We start from the raw sequence: 19,452 nt of genomic DNA, 5'->3' as shown, positions 1-19,452 counted from the left end.
CTTTTTTATCCTTGCGATTTACTAATTAAACAAAATAGGAGATGATTTTTGATGGGAAACTCACATCTAACCGACCCACGTAAGAAATTTCATACGGAAAAATTCCCGGATCAAGAACAGGATACTCCAGCGCTACAGAATGAAATGAAACCTAAACCTGACTGCGGTGAAGAATCATATAAAGGATACAATCGCCTGGAAGGGCGCAATGCCTTGATTACCGGAGGCGATTCTGGGATTGGCCGTGCCGTCGCCATTGCCTATGCACGCGAAGGAGCAAATGTGGCGATCCAATTCTTCCCTGGTGAAGAGAAGGATGCCAACGAAGTTAAAGAGTTAATAGAAAAAGCTGGAGGAAAAGCATTGCTGCTACCGTATGACTTGCGGGAAGATGGTACAGCGACAGAGATTGTTACAAAAACAGTGGAAGCTTTTGGCGGATTGGACCTGCTAGTATTGAATGCTGCGCAACAAATCGCACAGCCATCCTTAAGTGACTTAACAATCAAACAAGTGCAAGACACTTTCAAAGTAAACATTATCAGCATGTTTGAGTCCGTAAAAGCTGCCGAAGAACATCTGGAACCAGGAAGTGCGATTATTACCACTACATCGGTTCAATCTTTCGATCCATCCTCATCTTTAATGGATTATGCCGCTACAAAAGGTGCGATAAGCAACTTTATGGTATCCCTGTCCTCGTACTTTGCTTCTAAGGGTGTGCGTGTCAATGGTGTCGCGCCAGGTCCAATTTGGACGCCATTGCAGTTGGATAATGGAAAATTGGAAGGAGAAATTCCTGCGTTTGGCCAAAATACGCCACTCGGTCGTGCGGGACAGCCAGTAGAGCTTGCGCCGGTGTATGTTCTTCTGGCGTCTGATGAAGGAAGTTATATTACCGGTCAGATTTATGGGGTGACAGGTGGCAAGCCGATAGACTTGTAATCTTAAGTATGTGACAAATAGAAAAACTCCATCGAAATCAGTGATGTTTCACTGATTTCTCCTTTAAGACTGCATGGGAAAACATAATAGATAATGTCCTACAGTTGATGTTTTGCGTTTTAACTGTAGGAGACAACTAGATGCTTCAACAGTAGAAGAATGATAAGAAAAAAGGACTCGATTCCATTAAATAGGAATCGAGTCTTTTAATTATACCGATCAGCACCAATGTGTTGCCACATACAGTCGACATGCTGAGAGGCTGTCGCGTGATTAAAAATCGTTATATGAATCTTAGCCTCTCTGTTATTTTCATGTAATACTTTAAATGGCTAGTTTTATTTATTTAATTCCTTATATAAAACGTATTTTAAAGCAGAAATTTCATCTTCAGACAGTTTTCCTTCAATTTCGGATAATACTTCATCCTTATTAATTGAACCGTTTTGCGCTTGTTCCTGAATTTCAAGTAAACGATTAACGCCCACTTTTTTAATTAACACACGTGTCGCTTCTTCCTTAGTTTGGAACGGAAGTGTATCCGGATTTGTAGTTGCTGCCTCGCTTACAATTTCTTGAACCTTCGAATCGTTCTCGATATAAGATTTAACTTCTTCAAAATTTTCGTCATCTAAATTAGATTCCACTTTTTCAATTATTTTTTCGGAAGCGATATTTGTCCCTAAATGCCATACAGCATAGCCAGCTGCTCCGAGTAAAACAAGAAATACTACGGTAATTTTTAAAAGCTTTTTCCACTCCTGACACTTTGAATAAAGCACAAACTCTCAAAAATCACGAAGAAAAAATGTTTTCTATAATTAGTTTAATTTCAATTATAACTAAATGACACATAGCAACTATCTTTTCAAAGGGCGATGGAAGTTATATCGTGTTGTATGGAGAATAACTCTTTTTTAACTTGTTGGTTTTGCAAAAGATTAACTGTTTCGTATTGAAGAATTTTTGATGTTCCAAATTCCATGCATATTCTATTTGCAAAAGTCATGTTGCAGAATACTTGTATAGTCCAATAGAAGCTCATTTTTATCAATTACGAAAATACTAGCTTGTCATTTTACGATAGATATGGGTATAATAATCAACGAAAAGTTCATAAGTTAAGAATGTAGGGGGGCTGGAAGTTGCCAGCTGAGATTGCGTCCGTTTAGATGCTGACCCTTTGAACCTGATTTGGCTCGTACCAGCGTAGGGAACATCTATTCAAAAATATTCGTATACTATTTTTTGATACCGTTTGCAAACGTCTGGGATAACTCCTAGGCGTTTTTTTGTTTAGGATTCATTATTCCGCCTAAAACTAGGAGTAATCTATTAGAAGCGATGCAAATGGCCTAAGAATACCTTTTCTGGTGAAAACATTCAATCGTGAACACTTTCAAACTACTAGACTTGGAGGACACAGCATGAAAAAGTGGTTTTTCGTTCTTGTTGCTGCATTATTAACATTAGTTGGTTGTAGCGAAAAAGAGGACAAAGAGGAAACAAGCACATTGAAAAAGGTATCCGTTGTACTGGACTGGACACCTAATACAAATCATACAGGACTTTATGTTGCGAAAAAGCTCGGCTACTTTGAGGAGCAAGGCTTAGACGTAGACATTATATTACCTGGTGATGCGGGGGCAGATCAACTTGTTGCATCAGGCAAAGCTCAGTTTGGCGTTAGCTACCAGGAAGGTATAACGCAAGCACGTGTTCAAGACGTGCCTCTTGTATCGATTGCAGCAATTATTCAGCATAATACATCTGGCTTTGCATCAGATGCTTCAAAAGGCATTACATCACCAAAAGATTACGAAGACAAAACGTATGGTGGTTGGGGAAGCCCAATAGAACAAGCTGTTTTACAATCTCTAATGCAAAAAGAAAATGCTGATATAAAGAAATTAGATATCGTGAATGCAGGAGACTTAGACTTTTTCACAATGATGCAGAAGGATATTGATTTTGCTTGGATCTATTATGCTTGGACAGGTATTGAGGCGGAGCTTCGTGGAGAAAAATTAAATATGCAGTATTTAACAGACTATAGTGAGCAACTTGATTATTATACACCTGTACTTGCAACGAATGAAAAGATGATTAAGGATAATCCTGATGTGGTAAAGGCATTTGTTGCAGCTACTACAAAAGGTTATGAGTATGCCATTGAGCATCCTAGTGAAGCAGCGGATATATTGCTTGAAGCGGTACCTGATTTAGATAAAGCACTTGTGCATAAAAGTCAGGAATGGTTAGCAAACAAATATCAAGATGATGCAGCGCAATGGGGCGAACAAAAATTAGCAGTTTGGGAAAACTATGCGGACTGGATGACAAAGAACAACGTATTAGAAGGCGAATTTCATGCAGATCAAGCTTTTACAAATGATTTCTTACCAAAGAAAGGGGCAAAATAAATGGCTAATTCATTAATTAGTGTACAAATTATACCTAAAACAGAAAAATACGAGGATGTGATTCCATTCGTTGATGCGGCGATTGCGATCATTGATGCTTCAGGTGTGCGCTATGAAGTGCAACCACTAGAAACGACAATGGAAGGTGAACTGTCTACCTTACTCCAAATTATAGAAGAGATGAATAAAAAAATGATTGAATTGGGTGCTATTAATGTTATTACGCAAGTGAAAATTTTATATCAACCAACTGGCATTACAATGGGGACGTTGACGGAGAAGTATCGAGGATGAAACAAGTAGTAACGAAAGGAAGGTCGATTATTTTTATCGCCTTCCTGTTAGTTATTTGGGAAGTCGTTATCCGTTTGGCTGACATCCCACATTGGCTATTACCAGCGCCGAGTGCCATCGTTACTGAGGGTGTTCACTCTTATAAAACGTTCATGCCCCATGTGTTCGCTACTATACAGCTAGCGGTACTTGGCCTTGCTATTGGTATATTTTTCGGCTTGAGTGTTGCGATATTATTACACCGTTCAGCGACGGTACGGGCATTTGTGTATCCGATTTTAATTGTGTCACAAAATGTGCCTGTGCTTGTCCTTGCACCTTTATTAATTATTTGGTTTGGTTTTGGGCTGTTACCGAAGCTGATTATTATTTGTCTCGTTTGCTTTTTTCCTATCGTTATTGCGGCAATGGATGGATTTCGTCAAACGTCATCTGAGCTTAAGCATTATTTTGCAATGATAGGTGCTACAAAAGGTCAAACATTTTGGAAGTTAGAATGGCCATTTGCCTATCCGTCTATATTTTCTGGTATAAAAATTGCAGCGACATATAGTGTAATGGGGGCTGTCATCGCGGAATGGCTTGGTGCGAAAAAGGGGATTGGTGTTTATATGACACTTGCCCAATCATCGTTTCGGACGGATCGTGTATTTGTGGCGATATTTGCGATTGTATTGTTAAGTTTATTGTTGTTTGGCGTTATTCGTTTTGTTGAAAAGCTAGTTGTAAAGGGGAGGGGATCACATGCTGAACATTCAAGACATATCTAAATCCTTTGGCTCGCTTGAAGTAGTTAAAAACTTATCCTTTACAGTAAAGGAAGGAGAATTTGTGGCAATCATTGGTCCCTCTGGTAGTGGTAAAAGCACTCTCTTTCAATTAATAGGAGGTATAACGCCTTTGAATCATGGTGCTATTTTGTTAAATGGAGACGACATTCAGCAAAAAACAGGCACTATTGGTTACATGCCACAGCAACCCTGCTTATTACCGTGGCGGACAATTTTGGAAAATGTCACAATTGTAGAAGAATTGCAGCATCGACCTAATATAGAGCTTGCAAGAAAATGGTTAGAAAAGGTTGGCCTATCTTCTTTTGAAAATGCTTATCCTCATGCTTTATCAGGAGGCATGCAGCAACGTGTATCATTTCTGCGAGCCATCGTCAGTGAGAAACCAATTTTATGCTTAGATGAGCCGTTTTCAGCGCTTGATGAGTTTACAAGATTAGAAATGCAAGCATGGCTGTTATCGATTTGGGAGGAACATAAAAAATCTATCCTGTTTGTTACACATAGTATCGAAGAGGCGTTATTTTTAGCAGATCGCATTATTGTTTTAACAAAACGTCCAGCTACTATTAAGGAGGAAATAATTGTTCCGTTTGCACGACCACGATCTGAGGAAATTCGCCATAGTGCGCAATTTACACAATTAAAACAACAACTTTTCCATTACTTAAAAGAAGAAAAGGACGATGCATATGTTGATTGATGCACATATCCATTTAGATCAGTATAAGGAAGAAGAAGTGCCTCTGCTACTTGAAGAAGCACAATATGTCATTGCGGTGAGTATGGACTTGCAATCGAGTAAAAAAACGCTGAAGTTAACGACATCATACGATAAGGTTAAGGCAGCATATGGTTTTCATCCTGAACAATCTTTACCAAGTGACGAAGACAGACAAGCTTTATTTGATTGGATACGGCTTCATGCTAATGAGATGATTGCAGTTGGAGAGGTCGGGTTACCTTATTATCGCAGACAAGCTCAGAAGATTGATGAGCAGCCTTATATACATTTATTAGAACAATTTATTAAATTGGCTAAAGAGCTTCACAAACCGATTGTGTTACATGCTGTTTACGAAGACGCTTTAATCGCATGTGATTTACTTGAGCAACATGGTGTGACGAAAGCACATTTTCATTGGTTTAAGGGAAGCGAAGAGGCGATTGTGCGCATGATACATAATGGCTATTATATTTCAATTACACCTGATTGTGTTTATGAAGCAGAAATTCAAGCATTGATTAAAAGATATCCATTGGAACTCATGATGGTTGAAACGGATGGTCCTTGGCCTTTTGAAGGACCATTTGACAAAGCTCGTACTTCGCCGTATATGATGTCTAAAACCATTGAAGTTATTGCAACTATTAAAGGCTTAACAACACAAGAAGCGGCAAAAATTGTAACACGAAATACGAAGTTATTTTATAATTTATAAAGACACGACAAAAACAGCCACATCTAGTACGACGAATCGTCTACATGTGGCTGTTTCCTATGCTTTGTTCTATTTTGTTCTAATGTAGCACGCTTCGTTTTAGTAACGCGCTCATGTGTACTGAAAGGGGAAGTTTGACGCTTTTTCTCAACGTCTTTACCTTGTGTACGTTTTAAATGCAAACGCTTCTTTTTAGCCTTAGATTGTGCCATGATAATACCTCCATATAATATTACCAATATATTACCGAAAAAGGAGAGAAAAGTAAAACCTCGTAAGCCAATGCCTACGAGGTTTTTAGTCATAATATTAGTGAGATACGTCTTGCACTGAAATACCAGTGTTTGCTTTAACATCAACTTCGCGGTATTTCGCATCATCAGATTCTTTAGAAAGTAAAGTTCCGATGAATCCACCTAGGAAACCAAGTGGAACAGAGATAAGTGCTGGATTCGTTAACATAATTAACGGTTCACCAACGAAGATTGCTTTTCCTTCAACTGGATTCCAAATGTTTGGTGATACAGCTACAAGTACTAAAGCAGAAATTAAACCTGTTAACATCGCTGTCACTGCACCAGTAGTATTAAAGCGTTTCCAATAAATTGTGTAAATAATTACTGGTAAGTTTGCAGAACCTGCAATACAGAATGCTAGTGATACTAAGAACGCAACGTTTAGCGTTTGTGCACCAAGAGCAAGAAGGATTGATACTATAGAGATAGTAATAGAACCGATACGAGCAGCAAGTACTTGCTCTTTTTCTGTAATTTTACCTTTTTTAATGATTTGACCATAAATATCATGTGATAGGGCAGATGCACCAGAAAGTACAAGACCTGCTACTACCGCTAAGATTGTTGCGAATGCTACCGCACAAACGAATGAGAATAGAATGTCGCCACCAAGTGCTTCTGCAAGAAGTGGAGCAGCCATGTTACCAGCCGCGTTAGCAGCAATAATTTTATCTTTACCAACGAATGCAGCTGCACCGAATCCTAAGAAGATCGTTAATACATAGAAAATACCTACGATCCAAGTAGCCCAAATTACTGAAGAACGAGCTGTTTTTGCGTCTTTTACAGTGAAGAAACGCATTAAAATATGTGGAAGACCCGCAGTACCTAATACAAGTGCGATTAACATCGAAATTGTATCAATACCGTTTGTATACTTAAGACCAGGATTTAAGTATGCAGCACCGCTTTCAGTAGCAGTAGTCATTTCTGAGAACATATTTGTAATACTGAAGCCGAACTCTTTTAACACTAAAAACGAAATAATGACTGTACCTAACATTAATAGACAAGCTTTAATAATTTGTACCCAAGAAGTTGCAGTCATACCACCGAATAAAACGTAAGTCGTCATCATAACACCTACGATTAATACTGCAACCCAATAGTCGATTCCTAGAAGTAATTGAATAAGTGCGCCTGCACCAACTAGTTGTGCAATCATGTAGAATAAAACAATTGTAATTGTACTTAATGCTGCTGTACCACGAACTTTTGAACTGTTAAAACGTGCTGTAATCATGTCAGCTAATGTAAATTTACCAAGGTTACGTAATGGCTCAGCTACAATATAAAGAACCACTAAGTAAGCTACTAAATAACCGATAGAGAAGAAGAATCCATCAAATCCGAATAATGCAACTGCACCAGCGATACCTAGGAAAGAAGCTGCTGATAAGTAGTCACCAGCGATTGCTAGTCCATTTTGCCAGCCAGTTAAACCGCCACCTGCAGTGTAAAAGTCAGTCGCAGAAGAAGTACGTTTAGATGCCCACCATGTAATAATTAATGTAAGACCAACGATTGCTACGAAGAAGAATATTGCTATTGGGCTCATAGGCGGCCACCTCCGTTTTCATATTCAGCGATAATTGCTTTTGCTTCTTTGTCATAGCTATTTGCTTTCGCGACATATAAGTGACATAAGCACCAAGTCATAATGAATAATCCTGCTGCGTAAATCCATACCCAAGTAACTTCCCCAAAAGCTTTTTGGTGTAGGATTGTTGTGTAAGATGTAAGAATCGGAAGCAACAGGTAAGCTGCTAAGAAGAATACAGTGATTGACCAAAGAAATGCGTTCTTCTTTTTTACAAGTGCTTTAAACGATTCTTGTTTTGCAATTGCATCATAATCAATTACAATGCTTTTGCTTGCTTGATTGTTCGCCATAAACATTCCCCATTTTGTGTTTATTTTTACTGCTTAAATACTGAATTTTGCTACTTTTGTGAATTCACATCTTAATTTTATGAGACAGTTCACAAAATTGCAATACATTTCAGAAAAATTATGGAAAAAAAATTTCTTTAAAAATAGTCTTGAAACAGAAAATACATGACAAAGCCTAGAAATTAAAGGGTTTTAGAATATTCAGATAAATCAACGAAGTTAGGATATTACTAGCTTCTTGACAAAAATGAGGATGTAATAACCGAGAAAAAATGCGTTTTTTCCAGAAAAAATAAACACTATTTCTCTAGTGGAAAATGGATATTTTCTTAAATTTGGAAAATAAATAGTATTGTTCAATAAGTAAAATGTTTGAATTTTTATAGTAAAAAAATAAAAAAACCCGACCGAAGTCGAGTTTTTTTATTAATAATTGATGTTTGATTACGATAAAAGTCTATTAATGAGAAATATCTGAAACTGATACACCTGTATTCGCTTTCACACGAATTTCTTTGTAAATACGATCTGCTTCAGCTTGAGACACTTTACTTGCAGAAAGAACTGTACCTAAGTAACCAGCAATAAAGCCTAACGGAATCGTAATAATCGCAGGAACTGCCAGTGGCACTAATGGATTTCCAACAAAGAGTGCAGCGCCTTCTATTGGACTCCAAACATTCGGACCCATTGCGCCTAAAACTAAGCAGGAAACTAAACCTGTTACCATTGCAGTAACTGCACCAGTTGAATTGAACTTTTTCCAGTAAATTGTGTATAAAATAACTGGTAAGTTAGCAGAAGCTCCGATACAGAATGCAAAAGATACTAAGAATGAAACATTTAAGCTTTGAGCAAATAATGCAAGAATAATAGAAACAATGGCAATAGAAATAGAGCCTGTACGAGCAGCTACAACTTGTTGTTTCTCAGTTAATTTACCGTTTTTAATGATCTCACCATATATATCATGAGAAATAGCAGATGCACCTGTTAATACTAAACCAGAGACTACCGCTAAAATTGTCGCAAAAGCGACAGCGCAGATGAATGACATTAATACATCACCACCAAGGAATTCAGCTAATAGTGGAGCAGCAGTATTACCAGCCTTGCTTTCTGCGATGATTTTATCAAGACCGACAAAGTGCATTGCACCAAAGCCTAAGAAAATTGTTAACGAGAAGAAAATAGCGGTAATCCAAGTTGTCCAAGAAATAGAAGAACGAGCTGTTTTCGCATCTTTCACAGTAAAGAAGCGCATTAATATATGTGGCAAACCTGACGTACCTAAGACAAGTGCCATCATCATCGATACAGAGTCAATTGAGCTAGAGTATTTCATACCTGGTACTAAAAATTTATCGCCATGATCGGCAGAGATAGTATCAAACATCTTTACTAATGAGAAATCAAATTTCATTAGTACAAGTGTTGCTAATAGACCTGTCCCAAATAGTAAAAGTCCAGCTTTAATAATTTGTACCCAAGAAGTCGCCGTCATACCACCAAACAATACATAAGTTGTCATCATAACTCCTACGATTAGCACCGCAACCCAGTACTCAATGCCAAATAATAACTTAATAAGTGCTCCAGCACCGACTAATTGCGCAATCATATAGAGAATAACGATAATAATTGTTCCAGTAGCAGCTACACCACGAATACGCTTTTCATTAAAGCGAGCTGTTAACATATCTGCCAACGTATAGCGTCCTAGATTACGCATTGGTTCAGCTATTACATATAATAGAACTAAATTTGCAACGACATAACCTACAGAGAAAAAGAAGCCATCAAAACCAGTTAATGCAATAGCACCAGAAACGCCTAGAAATGCTGCTGCTGATAAGTAATCACCGGCAATTGCAAAACCATTTTGCCATCCTTTCAGACCACCGCCTGCTGTATAGAAATCGCTTGCAGAAGAAGTGCGTTTCGCTGCAATATACGTAACGATTAATGTTAAACCTACGATTCCTAAAAAGAAACCTACTGATACTAAATTCATTTATTTTCCACCTTTCGCTTGATACTCTGCAAGAACTGCAGCAGCAGCTTTATCGAATGAAGCAGCTTTTTTTACATATACTGTACAAAGAACAATTGTCATGATGAAAAGTCCTGCTGAGTAGATCCAAACGCCCGTTATACTGCCAATAATTTTTTGTTGTAGTACAGGCTGAAATGCAAGGATAGGCAATAGAATATAAAGTAATAAAAACCCTGCTGTAATCGAGAAAAGGAAGGTATTTTTCTTTTTCACGAAAATGTTGAACGATTCCATAGCTTCAATTGCATTATAGTCAACTGATTGCACGTTTTTGTTCCCAGTAATGTTAGCCATTATTATTCCCCCTAAAGTTATATATTTCTGTTTTAAACGACATATTTCTCTGTTGTTCGTCGTTATATTCACTTATTTTATGAGGTATAATCCTATAATGCAATACTAAATTTTTAGTTTTTTTAATTTTTAGTTAAATTTAGATAGTCGAAATAATATAGAAATAATAAGGATTTAATAGAAATTATCCGTAAGAAAGAGAACGTATTTTATTTGTAAAATAGTATTTTAGAAATAGTTAATTGATAATAATATTGAATGTGGGAGAAAAAATGAACACAAAAGAGAAATTTAGCGTTTTTCTTATTTTTGTATAAAATGTAAGTAATAAAAGAATGGCAAAAAAACATTGTTATATAACAACGTAATGCCGTATTGGGAAATAAGAAAATTAGTAAAAAAATGTTGTGAATTTTTTTTGAAAATTTTCTGAATAAAAGGTGTGGAATTAGCCTGCGAATACCAAAAACATACAGTTTAAGGGCATTTGACATAATGAAGGAAATGATTCAAGTTCATTATCTTGTATTTGTATTCTATTATTTATACAATAAAATACGATGATAAATTGGAGGGAAGTGTACATTTTGATGGGAAAGAAAAGGATCATGCTAGTTGGGTTACTAGTATTAAGCACCATATTGGCAGCTTGTGGCAGTTATAAATTTGAACCTGAAATGAGCATTGATGTAGAGGATTTTTCATTTACGAATCAAAACAATGAGCAAGTAAGCCTTGAGAGCTTAAAAGGACAGCCGTGGCTAGCCATGTTCATATTTACAAATTGCAACTCGATTTGTCCACCGATGACATATAATATGACGGATGTGCAGAAGTCATTAAAGGATGAAGGTGTAAAAGATTATCAAATAGTGGCATTTAGTGTAGATCCTGAAGTAGATGCACCAGATGTTTTAAAAGATTATTTAAAAACATATTCAGTAATTGATGATAGCAAATGGCAGCTACTAACTGGCTATAAGCAACAGTATATTGAGCAATTTGCCCGAAAATCATTTAATTCATTAGTAAAGAATGATCCGAATTCTGATCAAGTTGTACATATGTCGAGCTTTTATTTAGTAAATGCTGACGGAGTTGTCGTGAAAGATTATGACGGCGCTACAAATGTACCTGTTGAAACAATCGTAGCAGATATGAAGGCATTAACTAAATAAGATGAATAAACTCAGATGATTTAACGATTATCTGAGTTTATTTTAATTTCGTCTCACTATCCTAAGTATACTTTTCAATGAAACGTAACTTCCTATAATTTATATTATGTAAACTAAAATTATTTAGCGAGGAGGAGGGCTTGAATATATCCTCTAACTCCATGTACAAGGACATAAAGATGTCTCAGTTTGGGACACAAAGTGTACACTCTATTCATTTCGACATCTTTATACTTAGTATGAAGTCGCCTCTGTTTTACGGTAATATAAGGTGAATAAAAATGTATATAGTTTTAAATAAATATGCCTGATAAATGTCCTTTTACATCAAAGTTTAAACTTTAAAGACACCAAAGTCTAAACTTTACTTAATGTCAAATAAGTTTAGATTTTGGTGTCTTCTTATTTTTTTCCGCATATCCCGATTCAAAATAGACTTCCGTACTGCATTAACTATAAAAGGCTTTTTACGGTTGGAAGTTTGATCAAAATGAATGGGTTTTATTTAAATGCGAAATTATTTTTACCAAACTTTATTACAAATATTTTTTCTTCCATCACATGTCCAATAACCTAAAAATGAATTTAAACTTCTGTATATTGTCCAATCTTTCTGAATTTCTCATAGCGATCTTCAATTAATTGTTCGCCATTTAGAGAATTCAATGCTTTTAGTGTGACGCTTATACATTCTTTTATATAAGATGCTTGCTTCGCAACATTGCGGTGTGCTCCACCAGTTATTTCAGGGATTATTCCATCAATAACGTCGAGCTCTTTTAAGTCAGGTGCTGTTATACGCATTGCTTCTGCAGCTTGCTTCCCTAGGCTACCATCTCGCCACAAGATCGATGCAGCCCCTTCAGGCGAGATAACCGAATACGTTGAGTTCTCTAACATAAAGACACGATTAGCTACCCCTAATGCAATGGCACCCCCACTTCCGCCTTCACCAATAACAATACTAATAACTGGTACTGTTAGAATCGCCATTTCAGAGAGAGTTCTAGCAATGGCTTCACTTGGGCCGCGTTCCTCGGCTGCCTTACCCGGATAGGCTCCTTTTGTATCAATAAAACAAATAATTGGGCGCTTAAATTTCTCAGCTTGCTTCATTAAACGTAATGCCTTACGATATCCTTCAGGGTGTGGCATACCAAAATTTCGTCGAATATTTTCTTTCGTTGATTTTCCTCGTTGATGTCCAACAATTGTTACGGGCTGTTCTTCAAAGAGAGCAATTCCTCCAAGAATAGCTGCATCATCACCAAATGTACGATCTCCATGTAACTCAATAAAGTTTTCACATATAGCTTCTATATATTGTAAAGTAGTTGGTCGTTCTGGATGTCTAGCAATCTGTACACGATCCCATGGCTTCATATTGGCATAAATAGATTGTTCTACCTGTGTTAGACGTGTTTCAAGCTTTTCGATTTCTCTTGTCATATCTACATCTGCCTCTGTAGCAATCGTTTTTAATTCATCAATTTTTTCTCGTAATTGTACTACTGGTTCTTCAAAAGCAAAATTTTTAGACATGTTGCACACCGCCTTTTGTATGCATTTTTACAAGCATTGCTACTTGATTTCGTAAATCCTTCCGATGGAAAACTGCATCAAGCTGACCATGCGCTAGTAAAAACTCTGACTTTTGGAAATCATTTGGTAATTTTTCTCTTAATGTTTCTTCAATGACGCGGCGACCAGCAAAGCCAATCAATGCTTGCGGTTCTGCAATATTAATATCTCCAACAGAGGCAAAGCTTGCTGAAACGCCACCGTATGTGGGATGCGTCATAATCGAAATAAATAATAGTCCTTCTTCACTATGACGTTTTAATGCCACACTCGTTTTTACCATTTGCATTAATGATAGAATACCTTCTTGCATGCGCGCTCCACCACTAGCAGTAAAAATAATAATCGGTACACGTAAATCAATAGCTTTTTCAACGGCACGTGTGATTTTTTCTCCTACAACGGAGCCCATTGAGCCCATACGGAAATGAGAATCCATAATGGCTACAACAATTTCTTCTCCATCAAGAGTACCTAACCCAGTCAGTACAGCTTCGCTTAATCCCGTTTGTTGTTTAGCCACTGAAATTTTTTCTACATAATCAGGGAAATTAAGTGGATTACTTGTTTGTAAATGATCATCCATTGAAACAAATGAACCTTCATCTAAGAGATATGCTACGCGCTCCTGTGCAGTCATTTTGAAATGATGGTCGCATTTTGTACACACTTTATGATTTTTTTCTAATTCCTTTGTTAACTGAATGTGACGGCATTCTGGACATTTTGTCATAAGTCCTTCTGGAAATCTCTTTTCCTGTCCATCCTCTTTCTTTTTACTAAATAAGCTACGTATTACCATGTTTTACTCCCCCTTTGTTGTCTAAATGCCTTGTTCAGCATTCATCCACTGTTGGTAAGCTTTTATTGCTTCTTTTTCATAGCCACATAGTTTGAATGATTAATTTTTCTTCTTCTGTTGAGTTTCGATTTAAACGGTCACCGGCATAAACTACTAACTGAAACCAGACTTTTAGTGAAAGACGATTTCCTGACGCGATGATTATTTCTCGTAAAACATCCCGACAATTAATCGTACTTTCTATCTCTAGCTTTACAAAAAAACTGCCCCACACTGGTAGTGTTCGCAGAGGCTCTGTACAACTTATAACGCGAATGGCTTCCTTTTCATGAATTTGTCGCGTTAATTCGATATCCTTTTTGATTTTCATCTTCTAATATAAACATCGACAATATTTCTACGAGCTGATGCTTTTGTAGAAGTTAGAAACGTACCTTCCCCATGTCTCGTTTCAATAAGACCTAATAACTCTAAACTTTGCAATGCCTCTCTCACAGAGGATCGCCCGACACCTAGACGTTCTGAAAGGACTCTTTCGGAAGGTGACTTTTCACCAGCCACGAGCCTGTATTTTTTCTATTTTAATAAGTTGTCGTAATTGTTGGACGATATCTAAAAACACTTTCTTTTGTTCGGTTTTTTTATCCATACGATCAACTCCTCGGTCAATCTATTCGCCTTGGAATAATTATTACTGTCGCTTTCCTTTCGCGCAGATAAACAATGCATCCAAAGGCTTTATCTTCATTCAGTAGGTGTTTGGATACCTACTAAAAAGAAACAAAATCCACCATCTTCAGATGATGGCGTCTCTTACTGAATGAATTCAAAAGTGGTCTGGCCACTTTTGAAGTTGGCTTTATCTTACAAAATAATTATTTAAAAGTAAAGAGGAAACTGTATAAATATTTATGCAATTTCTAAAATTACTTCAATTTCATATTCTTTTCGTCGTTTGTGTATGTTTTACTTTCACTTGAGGTTTACCAAAGCGCTGTTCAAGCTTTCTCACACTTGAACTTCAAAGAAGTGCTAATTAAATAAGTGCTGTAGATTCAAATATACAGCACTTCAATTTAATCAGACAAGAGATATTATCCACCTCAAATATTAATTGGGATTTTCGAAAAAATTCATATATAAACAAATTTAGGACTTTAACCAAAAGCCATCGAGAATCACTCTCTCGATGGCTTATACTCTACTTAATGGTCAAATGATGTATCTAAAATAATCAAATTACTTTTTTCATACGTAGCAAAAACTTCACTCGCTATATTTAAAATTAACCGAACTTCAGATTCATTTTAATAGTTAAAGGATTATGATTGATTAATTCCAAGATTTTGTTTGAGCAATTTAAATCCAAATTCTTGCTCTCTGTACGATGGTTCAGGATTGTCTTTAAATTCGAAGAAAGTAAAGAAAAAACGAATTCTAAAATCAAAATCCGTTCTTCTTAATTTTTATAGTAACTCTAATACAATGTTTGAAGTATATGTGGCAACACATTGGCGATGATGTGTAATTATATTAGCTAAGTACCTATTTAGTTGAAGCAAAAGGGCTTATGACGTATCAGAAGCGTTCCATCGTTAAATCAGTATTTACTGAGACCGCAGCTTTATTACCTTTAGCAGCTGAAATCATTAAAGAGGATGGTTTAGATCTTTCGGTTTCTCCTGCAATATATACATTTTTCTGGGATGTTCTACCAACACCATCTGTTATAACTTTTCCATTTTCATGAATTTCACAGCCAAGCTTCTCAGCAAATTGATTTGGACGATAATAAGATGGGGCAACAAATCCACCCGATCTTATAATTGTTGCTCCTGATTCAAACTCTATTTTTTGTAAGTAACCGTCATTACCTATTAAGTCTTTTATCTTTTCCGATATAATTTTGATATTGTGTATTTGTAACTCCATTTTACCTTCATTAGATAATTGAACTCCATTCGTTAAGACAACTAAATCTTGCGACCAATTATAAATTAACTTAGTCAGATGCAGTACATGCTCTTCTTTTTCTGCAATAACCACTAATGGCTTATCTTTTTGCTCCCAGCCATCACAATACGGACAACTAAAAAGACTTTTCCCATAAAACTTTTTGATACTTGGTATCGTAAATATTTCTTGAATACCAGTGGCAAGTATTATTTTTTCTGAAACAAATTCCTGACTAGTAGATGTTTTGACAGTAAATCGCTCATTATCTATATCCTTAATGATTTCAGTAACTGTTGCAGTAAAATAAGATACGGACGGGTAATTCTCCACCTCTTTTAACGCGAGTTCATTAAACGCTTGTGGTTTTATCCCATCTCGAGTAATAAATCCATGTGACGATTGTGTCACTTTATTCCTATTTGTTCCATCATCAAATAATGCAATGTTTCTCCTGGCCCTTCCTAAAGTTAAGCTAGCACTTAAGCCAGAAGGACCTCCACCTATAATGATACAATCAAGGACATTCATATTTTACCTCCGTATTGATATGGTTTTATTTTGAATTGTATTTGCAACAGAGAACTACAGTATTCCCCCATCATGAATTTCCATTCTTTACACACTAATATTGGTTTTCTTGTTTTTATAAAGAAGAACTTATTTCACAATCCTGCCCATTAGCTTAAATACTTTTGTTAAAAAGTCGCATTCTTTATTAAAGAAATGCTTCCGATTGTGGAAGATTGAAAATCTTTCAGCTAAAGCTTTATATACTATTGGAAGCATCCAATAAGTAGAAAGTTATGACCAAGGTATCTATATTATGTAAACTAAAATTATTTGGTGAGGAGGAAGACTTGTCAATTACCTATAATATCTGTATATGGCTAAGAACTCTTGTCACCAGATCAAAAATTTTTGTTACCTATTACACTACCTAAATAACATCAACATAAAAACGTATCGAAATAAAAAATTCGATACGTTTATTGTTTGATTATTTATCAAGCTTTCATCAAATAAAGGTTCTAGCCATTCTGTTTCTCCAGTTACAAAACTACTACACCATGCTAGTTCTTTATATTTGGAGGGATATTTACAACGTCCTAGTCTTTAGTCGTTGGGCAAGCTTCCTTCTTGATACCGAACTTCCCCACCTGTAATTGCGAGCTCCAATGACGCGAAATTACTGTTTTAAATTTCTGTTTGAACCGATTGATGTTTTTTATCTGGGAAGTGATATAAAAACAAATAAATAACTAATGAAACTAATGAAATAACAGCCGCAAAGACATACATTATTCGATAACTGCTAATAGATGCTGTGAACCCCATGAAATAAGAGCCTAAACCATATCCAAGATCATTTAGTAAAAAGAAAGTAGCAGTAGCAGCCCCACTTCTAACAGCAGGCGATTGTTTGATTGCAAGACCTTGGAAGCAAGGGAACAGAATACCGTAGCTAAGCCCCATAAGAGTGCCTGCAATTAAAATAATCGTTACTGAATGAGCCTGACTTAACAAAAACATACCTATCGTAAAAACGATGATCGATGGATAAAATATATAATGTTCCTTAAAGCGATCAAATAATTTAGCAACTACTGGGCGAAATACAACAATCATTAAGGCAAAGACAATAAAAAACAAACCAGTTATAGAAGATTGATGAATTTCCTTCGTATAAGATGCTAAAAAGCCTGATAATGAACTATAGGAGAAAAATAAGAAAAAGGACACGAGAGAAATTGGCAACGCTCTGATTTCTATAATATCATTCCATTTTAATTTTTTCTTTATGGTTGGTACTGGTTTTACCATTTCTGGTAGTTTGACACGTGTTACTAAAAGTAATGCAATTGCAGAAAGAATAGAAACTACAATTAATAGCAAATAAATATTTTCACTTTCCCATAAAAGTAGACCAATTGATGGCCCAACAACCATGGCTAAACTAAGAAACATACTAAAGTAACCAATTCCTTCACCTTGACGAGAACGTGGTAAGACAGAAACTACTGCTGTGTTTGTTGCTGTTGAAGCAACTGCATAACTCATTCCGTGAATAAAACGGACAAATAAAAATAAAATGATCCCATTTATTACACCAAAATAGGATATCGTAGCAATAAAAAATATAGTAAATCCTATTATACTTATTTTCTTATTACCAAAGCGGTCCACCCATAAACCTGAAAAAATACGTGCTATTACACTACCAATTACATATATCGTAATAACTAAACCCATTTGTTGTTGGTTTCCATTCATTCCTGATTGCACATATAAAGGAAAAACTGTCGCCAGCATATAAAACATCAAACCAATTAAAAAATTACTACCGCAAAGATATAAGAAATTTTTTGTCCAAATTTTTGGTCGACCCAATTCTGCCTCCCCACTTTCTATTAAAATATAACGATATTTATTATAAAGTTAATTTAATTTAATGTATAATTAACTTTAATGATGTTTTGTATTAGTTTTACTAATGGGAGGACCCCGATGAATTTTGAACAGTTTGAGTATGTTAAAGCAATTGTCGAGAATAAATCGATGTCGATTGCATCACAACAATTGCATGTCACCCAATCAGCAATTAGTCAGTCCATTTCGATGCTTGAAAAGGAACTAGGTATTCAATTATTTCAACGTTCTCGAAATGGTACATTACCTACCGAAGATGGTCTGTGGATTATTCCAAAGTTAATGGATATATTGCAAAAATCTAATCAACTTAAAATGGAGATTCAATCCAAAAATGCAACCTTTTCAGGAAAAGTTGAAATCGCTACTATTCCAAGCATTTTTATGACCCTGTTGCCAGATGCATTGGTAAGTTTCAAAAAAGATTTTCCACTTGTACATTACTCGATTTCAGAAATGGAAAATCATAATGTGATTAAAGCGATCATGCAAAAAAAAGCAGATGTTGGATTTATCACATTAACAAACGAATCACAATCGTTAGACAATCAGCTGATTTTTCATCCATTAAAACTTCAAAGTAATTTTTATCTTCTTGTTTCAGCAAAATCAGTTCTTGCGATACACTCTGAGATTCAATTGCAAGATGTACTAAGTGAATCATTTATTTTATATGGAGAACATTATTATAGAAACTTAATGAAGGAATTTGAACAAAGATACAGTCAAATATCCACTATATTTCATTCTTATAACCCGGAAGTAATAAAAAAATCCGTAGCAGCTGGTCTAGGCGTTAGTATTGTCTCCAAAATGATGATTGAAGACGATCCATATATTGATAGTGGCAGAATTAAGGCTATACCGTTAATCGGATATCCATTTAATTTTTCCTTATCTTTTGGTGCCATCTACGATCGAAATCAGACGAATTATAAATTGATCCAACGAATGCTTGCTTATTTTAATGCATAAAATACTTCCTTTCTCCCCTGCCTCGGAATAAAGTTTAATTAAAAACTTCATGCAAAACGGCATTTATTGTAATCAAAAAGAACTCATTTTGAAAAAAAA

19 protein-coding genes and 1 riboswitch are annotated in these 19,452 nt (G+C 35.9%); of the genes, 8 read left to right on the top strand and 11 right to left on the bottom strand.

What is annotated here, in order from left to right:
* The first annotated feature begins 51 nt into the window (after positions 1–51).
* The gene (locus tag NSQ74_RS16235) at positions 52–945 is read left to right on the top strand and encodes an SDR family oxidoreductase (RefSeq protein WP_340824683.1); all 894 of its coding nucleotides are present in this window, start codon (positions 52–54) and stop codon (positions 943–945) included.
* 338 nt (positions 946–1,283) lie between these two features.
* Here the strand turns inward: NSQ74_RS16235 and NSQ74_RS16230 are convergent, their stop codons facing one another.
* Positions 1,284–1,727, bottom strand: coding sequence for a hypothetical protein (locus tag NSQ74_RS16230; RefSeq protein WP_340824682.1), 444 nt, complete (start codon positions 1,725–1,727; stop codon positions 1,284–1,286).
* A gap of 339 nt (positions 1,728–2,066) precedes the next feature.
* Positions 2,067–2,178, top strand: a riboswitch (TPP riboswitch).
* Positions 2,179–2,372: 194 nt separating this feature from the next.
* Between NSQ74_RS16230 and NSQ74_RS16225 the strand changes: the two genes are divergently transcribed.
* Genes NSQ74_RS16225 through NSQ74_RS16205 form a run of 5 tightly spaced genes read left to right on the top strand, consistent with a single transcriptional unit; the run spans position 2,373 to position 5,895 of the window.
* Positions 2,373–3,368, top strand: a complete 996-nt coding sequence (locus NSQ74_RS16225) for an ABC transporter substrate-binding protein (RefSeq protein ID WP_340824681.1) — start codon at positions 2,373–2,375, stop codon at positions 3,366–3,368.
* Positions 3,369–3,662: a thiamine-binding protein gene (locus NSQ74_RS16220; protein ID WP_340824680.1), complete on the top strand. Its 294-nt coding sequence runs from the start codon at positions 3,369–3,371 to the stop codon at positions 3,660–3,662.
* Positions 3,659–4,432: an ABC transporter permease gene (locus tag NSQ74_RS16215; RefSeq protein ID WP_340824679.1), complete on the top strand. Its 774-nt coding sequence runs from the start codon at positions 3,659–3,661 to the stop codon at positions 4,430–4,432. The genes NSQ74_RS16220 and NSQ74_RS16215 overlap by 4 nt, the downstream gene beginning before the upstream one ends.
* Positions 4,407–5,156, top strand: coding sequence for an ABC transporter ATP-binding protein (locus NSQ74_RS16210; protein WP_340824677.1), 750 nt, complete (start codon positions 4,407–4,409; stop codon positions 5,154–5,156). Before NSQ74_RS16215 ends, NSQ74_RS16210 begins: the two co-directional genes overlap by 26 nt.
* Complete coding sequence (locus tag NSQ74_RS16205) at positions 5,146–5,895, top strand: TatD family hydrolase (protein WP_340826481.1); 750 nt, start codon at positions 5,146–5,148, stop codon at positions 5,893–5,895. The genes NSQ74_RS16210 and NSQ74_RS16205 overlap by 11 nt, the downstream gene beginning before the upstream one ends.
* A 23-nt stretch (positions 5,896–5,918) precedes the next feature.
* Here NSQ74_RS16205 and NSQ74_RS16200 read toward each other — a convergent pair whose 3' ends face one another.
* The 5 genes from NSQ74_RS16200 to NSQ74_RS16180 form a co-directional block, all read right to left on the bottom strand.
* Complete coding sequence (locus tag NSQ74_RS16200) at positions 5,919–6,107, bottom strand: hypothetical protein (protein ID WP_340824676.1); 189 nt, start codon at positions 6,105–6,107, stop codon at positions 5,919–5,921.
* A gap of 97 nt (positions 6,108–6,204) precedes the next feature.
* Entirely contained in the window at positions 6,205–7,749 is a 1,545-nt protein-coding gene (locus tag NSQ74_RS16195) for a solute symporter family protein (protein ID WP_340824675.1), read from the bottom strand.
* A complete protein-coding gene (locus NSQ74_RS16190) occupies positions 7,746–8,084 on the bottom strand; it encodes a DUF485 domain-containing protein (RefSeq protein ID WP_340824673.1) in 339 nt (112 codons plus the stop codon). Before NSQ74_RS16190 ends, NSQ74_RS16195 begins: the two co-directional genes overlap by 4 nt.
* Positions 8,085–8,544: 460 nt before the next feature.
* A complete protein-coding gene (locus tag NSQ74_RS16185) occupies positions 8,545–10,098 on the bottom strand; it encodes a solute symporter family protein (protein ID WP_340824671.1) in 1,554 nt (517 codons plus the stop codon).
* Positions 10,099–10,434, bottom strand: a complete 336-nt coding sequence (locus NSQ74_RS16180) for a DUF485 domain-containing protein (RefSeq protein ID WP_340824669.1) — start codon at positions 10,432–10,434, stop codon at positions 10,099–10,101.
* Positions 10,435–11,024: 590 nt separating this feature from the next.
* Between NSQ74_RS16180 and NSQ74_RS16175 the strand changes: the two genes are divergently transcribed.
* On the top strand, positions 11,025–11,612 hold the full coding sequence (locus NSQ74_RS16175; protein WP_340824668.1) for an SCO family protein: 588 nt from the start codon (positions 11,025–11,027) through the stop codon (positions 11,610–11,612).
* 585 nt (positions 11,613–12,197) lie between these two features.
* On the opposite strand, the gene NSQ74_RS16170 is transcribed toward NSQ74_RS16175, so the two are convergent.
* From NSQ74_RS16170 to NSQ74_RS16150, 5 genes are all read right to left on the bottom strand, one after another.
* A complete protein-coding gene (locus NSQ74_RS16170) occupies positions 12,198–13,154 on the bottom strand; it encodes an acetyl-CoA carboxylase carboxyltransferase subunit alpha (RefSeq protein WP_340824666.1) in 957 nt (318 codons plus the stop codon).
* On the bottom strand, positions 13,147–13,995 hold the full coding sequence (gene accD / locus NSQ74_RS16165) for an acetyl-CoA carboxylase, carboxyltransferase subunit beta (protein WP_340824665.1): 849 nt from the start codon (positions 13,993–13,995) through the stop codon (positions 13,147–13,149). Before accD ends, NSQ74_RS16170 begins: the two co-directional genes overlap by 8 nt.
* 366 nt (positions 13,996–14,361) lie before the next feature.
* Positions 14,362–14,556, bottom strand: coding sequence for a FadR/GntR family transcriptional regulator (locus NSQ74_RS23435; RefSeq protein WP_445669066.1), 195 nt, complete (start codon positions 14,554–14,556; stop codon positions 14,362–14,364).
* Between the two features lie 1,017 nt (positions 14,557–15,573).
* Positions 15,574–16,479, bottom strand: coding sequence for an NAD(P)/FAD-dependent oxidoreductase (locus tag NSQ74_RS16155; RefSeq protein WP_340824663.1), 906 nt, complete (start codon positions 16,477–16,479; stop codon positions 15,574–15,576).
* Positions 16,480–17,145: 666 nt separating this feature from the next.
* Positions 17,146–18,339, bottom strand: a complete 1,194-nt coding sequence (locus tag NSQ74_RS16150; RefSeq protein WP_340824661.1) for an MFS transporter — start codon at positions 18,337–18,339, stop codon at positions 17,146–17,148.
* Positions 18,340–18,456: 117 nt separating this feature from the next.
* On the opposite strand from NSQ74_RS16150, the gene NSQ74_RS16145 reads away from it, so the two are divergent.
* Positions 18,457–19,353, top strand: coding sequence for a LysR family transcriptional regulator (locus NSQ74_RS16145; protein ID WP_340824659.1), 897 nt, complete (start codon positions 18,457–18,459; stop codon positions 19,351–19,353).
* The last annotated feature ends 99 nt before the right edge of the window (positions 19,354–19,452 follow it).

This window comes from Lysinibacillus sp. FSL W8-0992, assembly GCF_038008685.1.
In the GTDB taxonomy this organism is placed as follows: domain Bacteria; phylum Bacillota; class Bacilli; order Bacillales_A; family Planococcaceae; genus Lysinibacillus.
The sequence above is the reverse complement of the archived record's forward strand: the minus strand, read 5'-3'. Positions and strand labels throughout refer to the sequence as shown.

Bases quoted from the DNA above. Each gene is read 5' to 3' on its own strand.
- NSQ74_RS16235 (WP_340824683.1), top strand. From the start codon at position 52: ATGGGAAACTCACATCTAACCGACCCACGTAAGAAATTTCATACGGAA.
- NSQ74_RS16225 (WP_340824681.1), top strand. From the start codon at position 2,373: ATGAAAAAGTGGTTTTTCGTTCTTGTTGCTGCATTATTAACATTAGTT.
- NSQ74_RS16220 (WP_340824680.1), top strand. From the start codon at position 3,369: ATGGCTAATTCATTAATTAGTGTACAAATTATACCTAAAACAGAAAAA.
- NSQ74_RS16215 (WP_340824679.1), top strand. From the start codon at position 3,659: ATGAAACAAGTAGTAACGAAAGGAAGGTCGATTATTTTTATCGCCTTC.
- NSQ74_RS16210 (WP_340824677.1), top strand. From the start codon at position 4,407: ATGCTGAACATTCAAGACATATCTAAATCCTTTGGCTCGCTTGAAGTA.
- NSQ74_RS16205 (WP_340826481.1), top strand. From the start codon at position 5,146: ATGTTGATTGATGCACATATCCATTTAGATCAGTATAAGGAAGAAGAA.
- NSQ74_RS16200 (WP_340824676.1), bottom strand. From the start codon at position 6,107: ATGGCACAATCTAAGGCTAAAAAGAAGCGTTTGCATTTAAAACGTACA.
- NSQ74_RS16195 (WP_340824675.1), bottom strand. From the start codon at position 7,749: ATGAGCCCAATAGCAATATTCTTCTTCGTAGCAATCGTTGGTCTTACA.
- NSQ74_RS16190 (WP_340824673.1), bottom strand. From the start codon at position 8,084: ATGGCGAACAATCAAGCAAGCAAAAGCATTGTAATTGATTATGATGCA.
- NSQ74_RS16185 (WP_340824671.1), bottom strand. From the start codon at position 10,098: ATGAATTTAGTATCAGTAGGTTTCTTTTTAGGAATCGTAGGTTTAACA.
- NSQ74_RS16180 (WP_340824669.1), bottom strand. From the start codon at position 10,434: ATGGCTAACATTACTGGGAACAAAAACGTGCAATCAGTTGACTATAAT.
- NSQ74_RS16175 (WP_340824668.1), top strand. From the start codon at position 11,025: ATGGGAAAGAAAAGGATCATGCTAGTTGGGTTACTAGTATTAAGCACC.
- NSQ74_RS16170 (WP_340824666.1), bottom strand. From the start codon at position 13,154: ATGTCTAAAAATTTTGCTTTTGAAGAACCAGTAGTACAATTACGAGAA.
- accD (WP_340824665.1), bottom strand. From the start codon at position 13,995: ATGGTAATACGTAGCTTATTTAGTAAAAAGAAAGAGGATGGACAGGAA.
- NSQ74_RS16155 (WP_340824663.1), bottom strand. From the start codon at position 16,479: ATGAATGTCCTTGATTGTATCATTATAGGTGGAGGTCCTTCTGGCTTA.
- NSQ74_RS16145 (WP_340824659.1), top strand. From the start codon at position 18,457: ATGAATTTTGAACAGTTTGAGTATGTTAAAGCAATTGTCGAGAATAAA.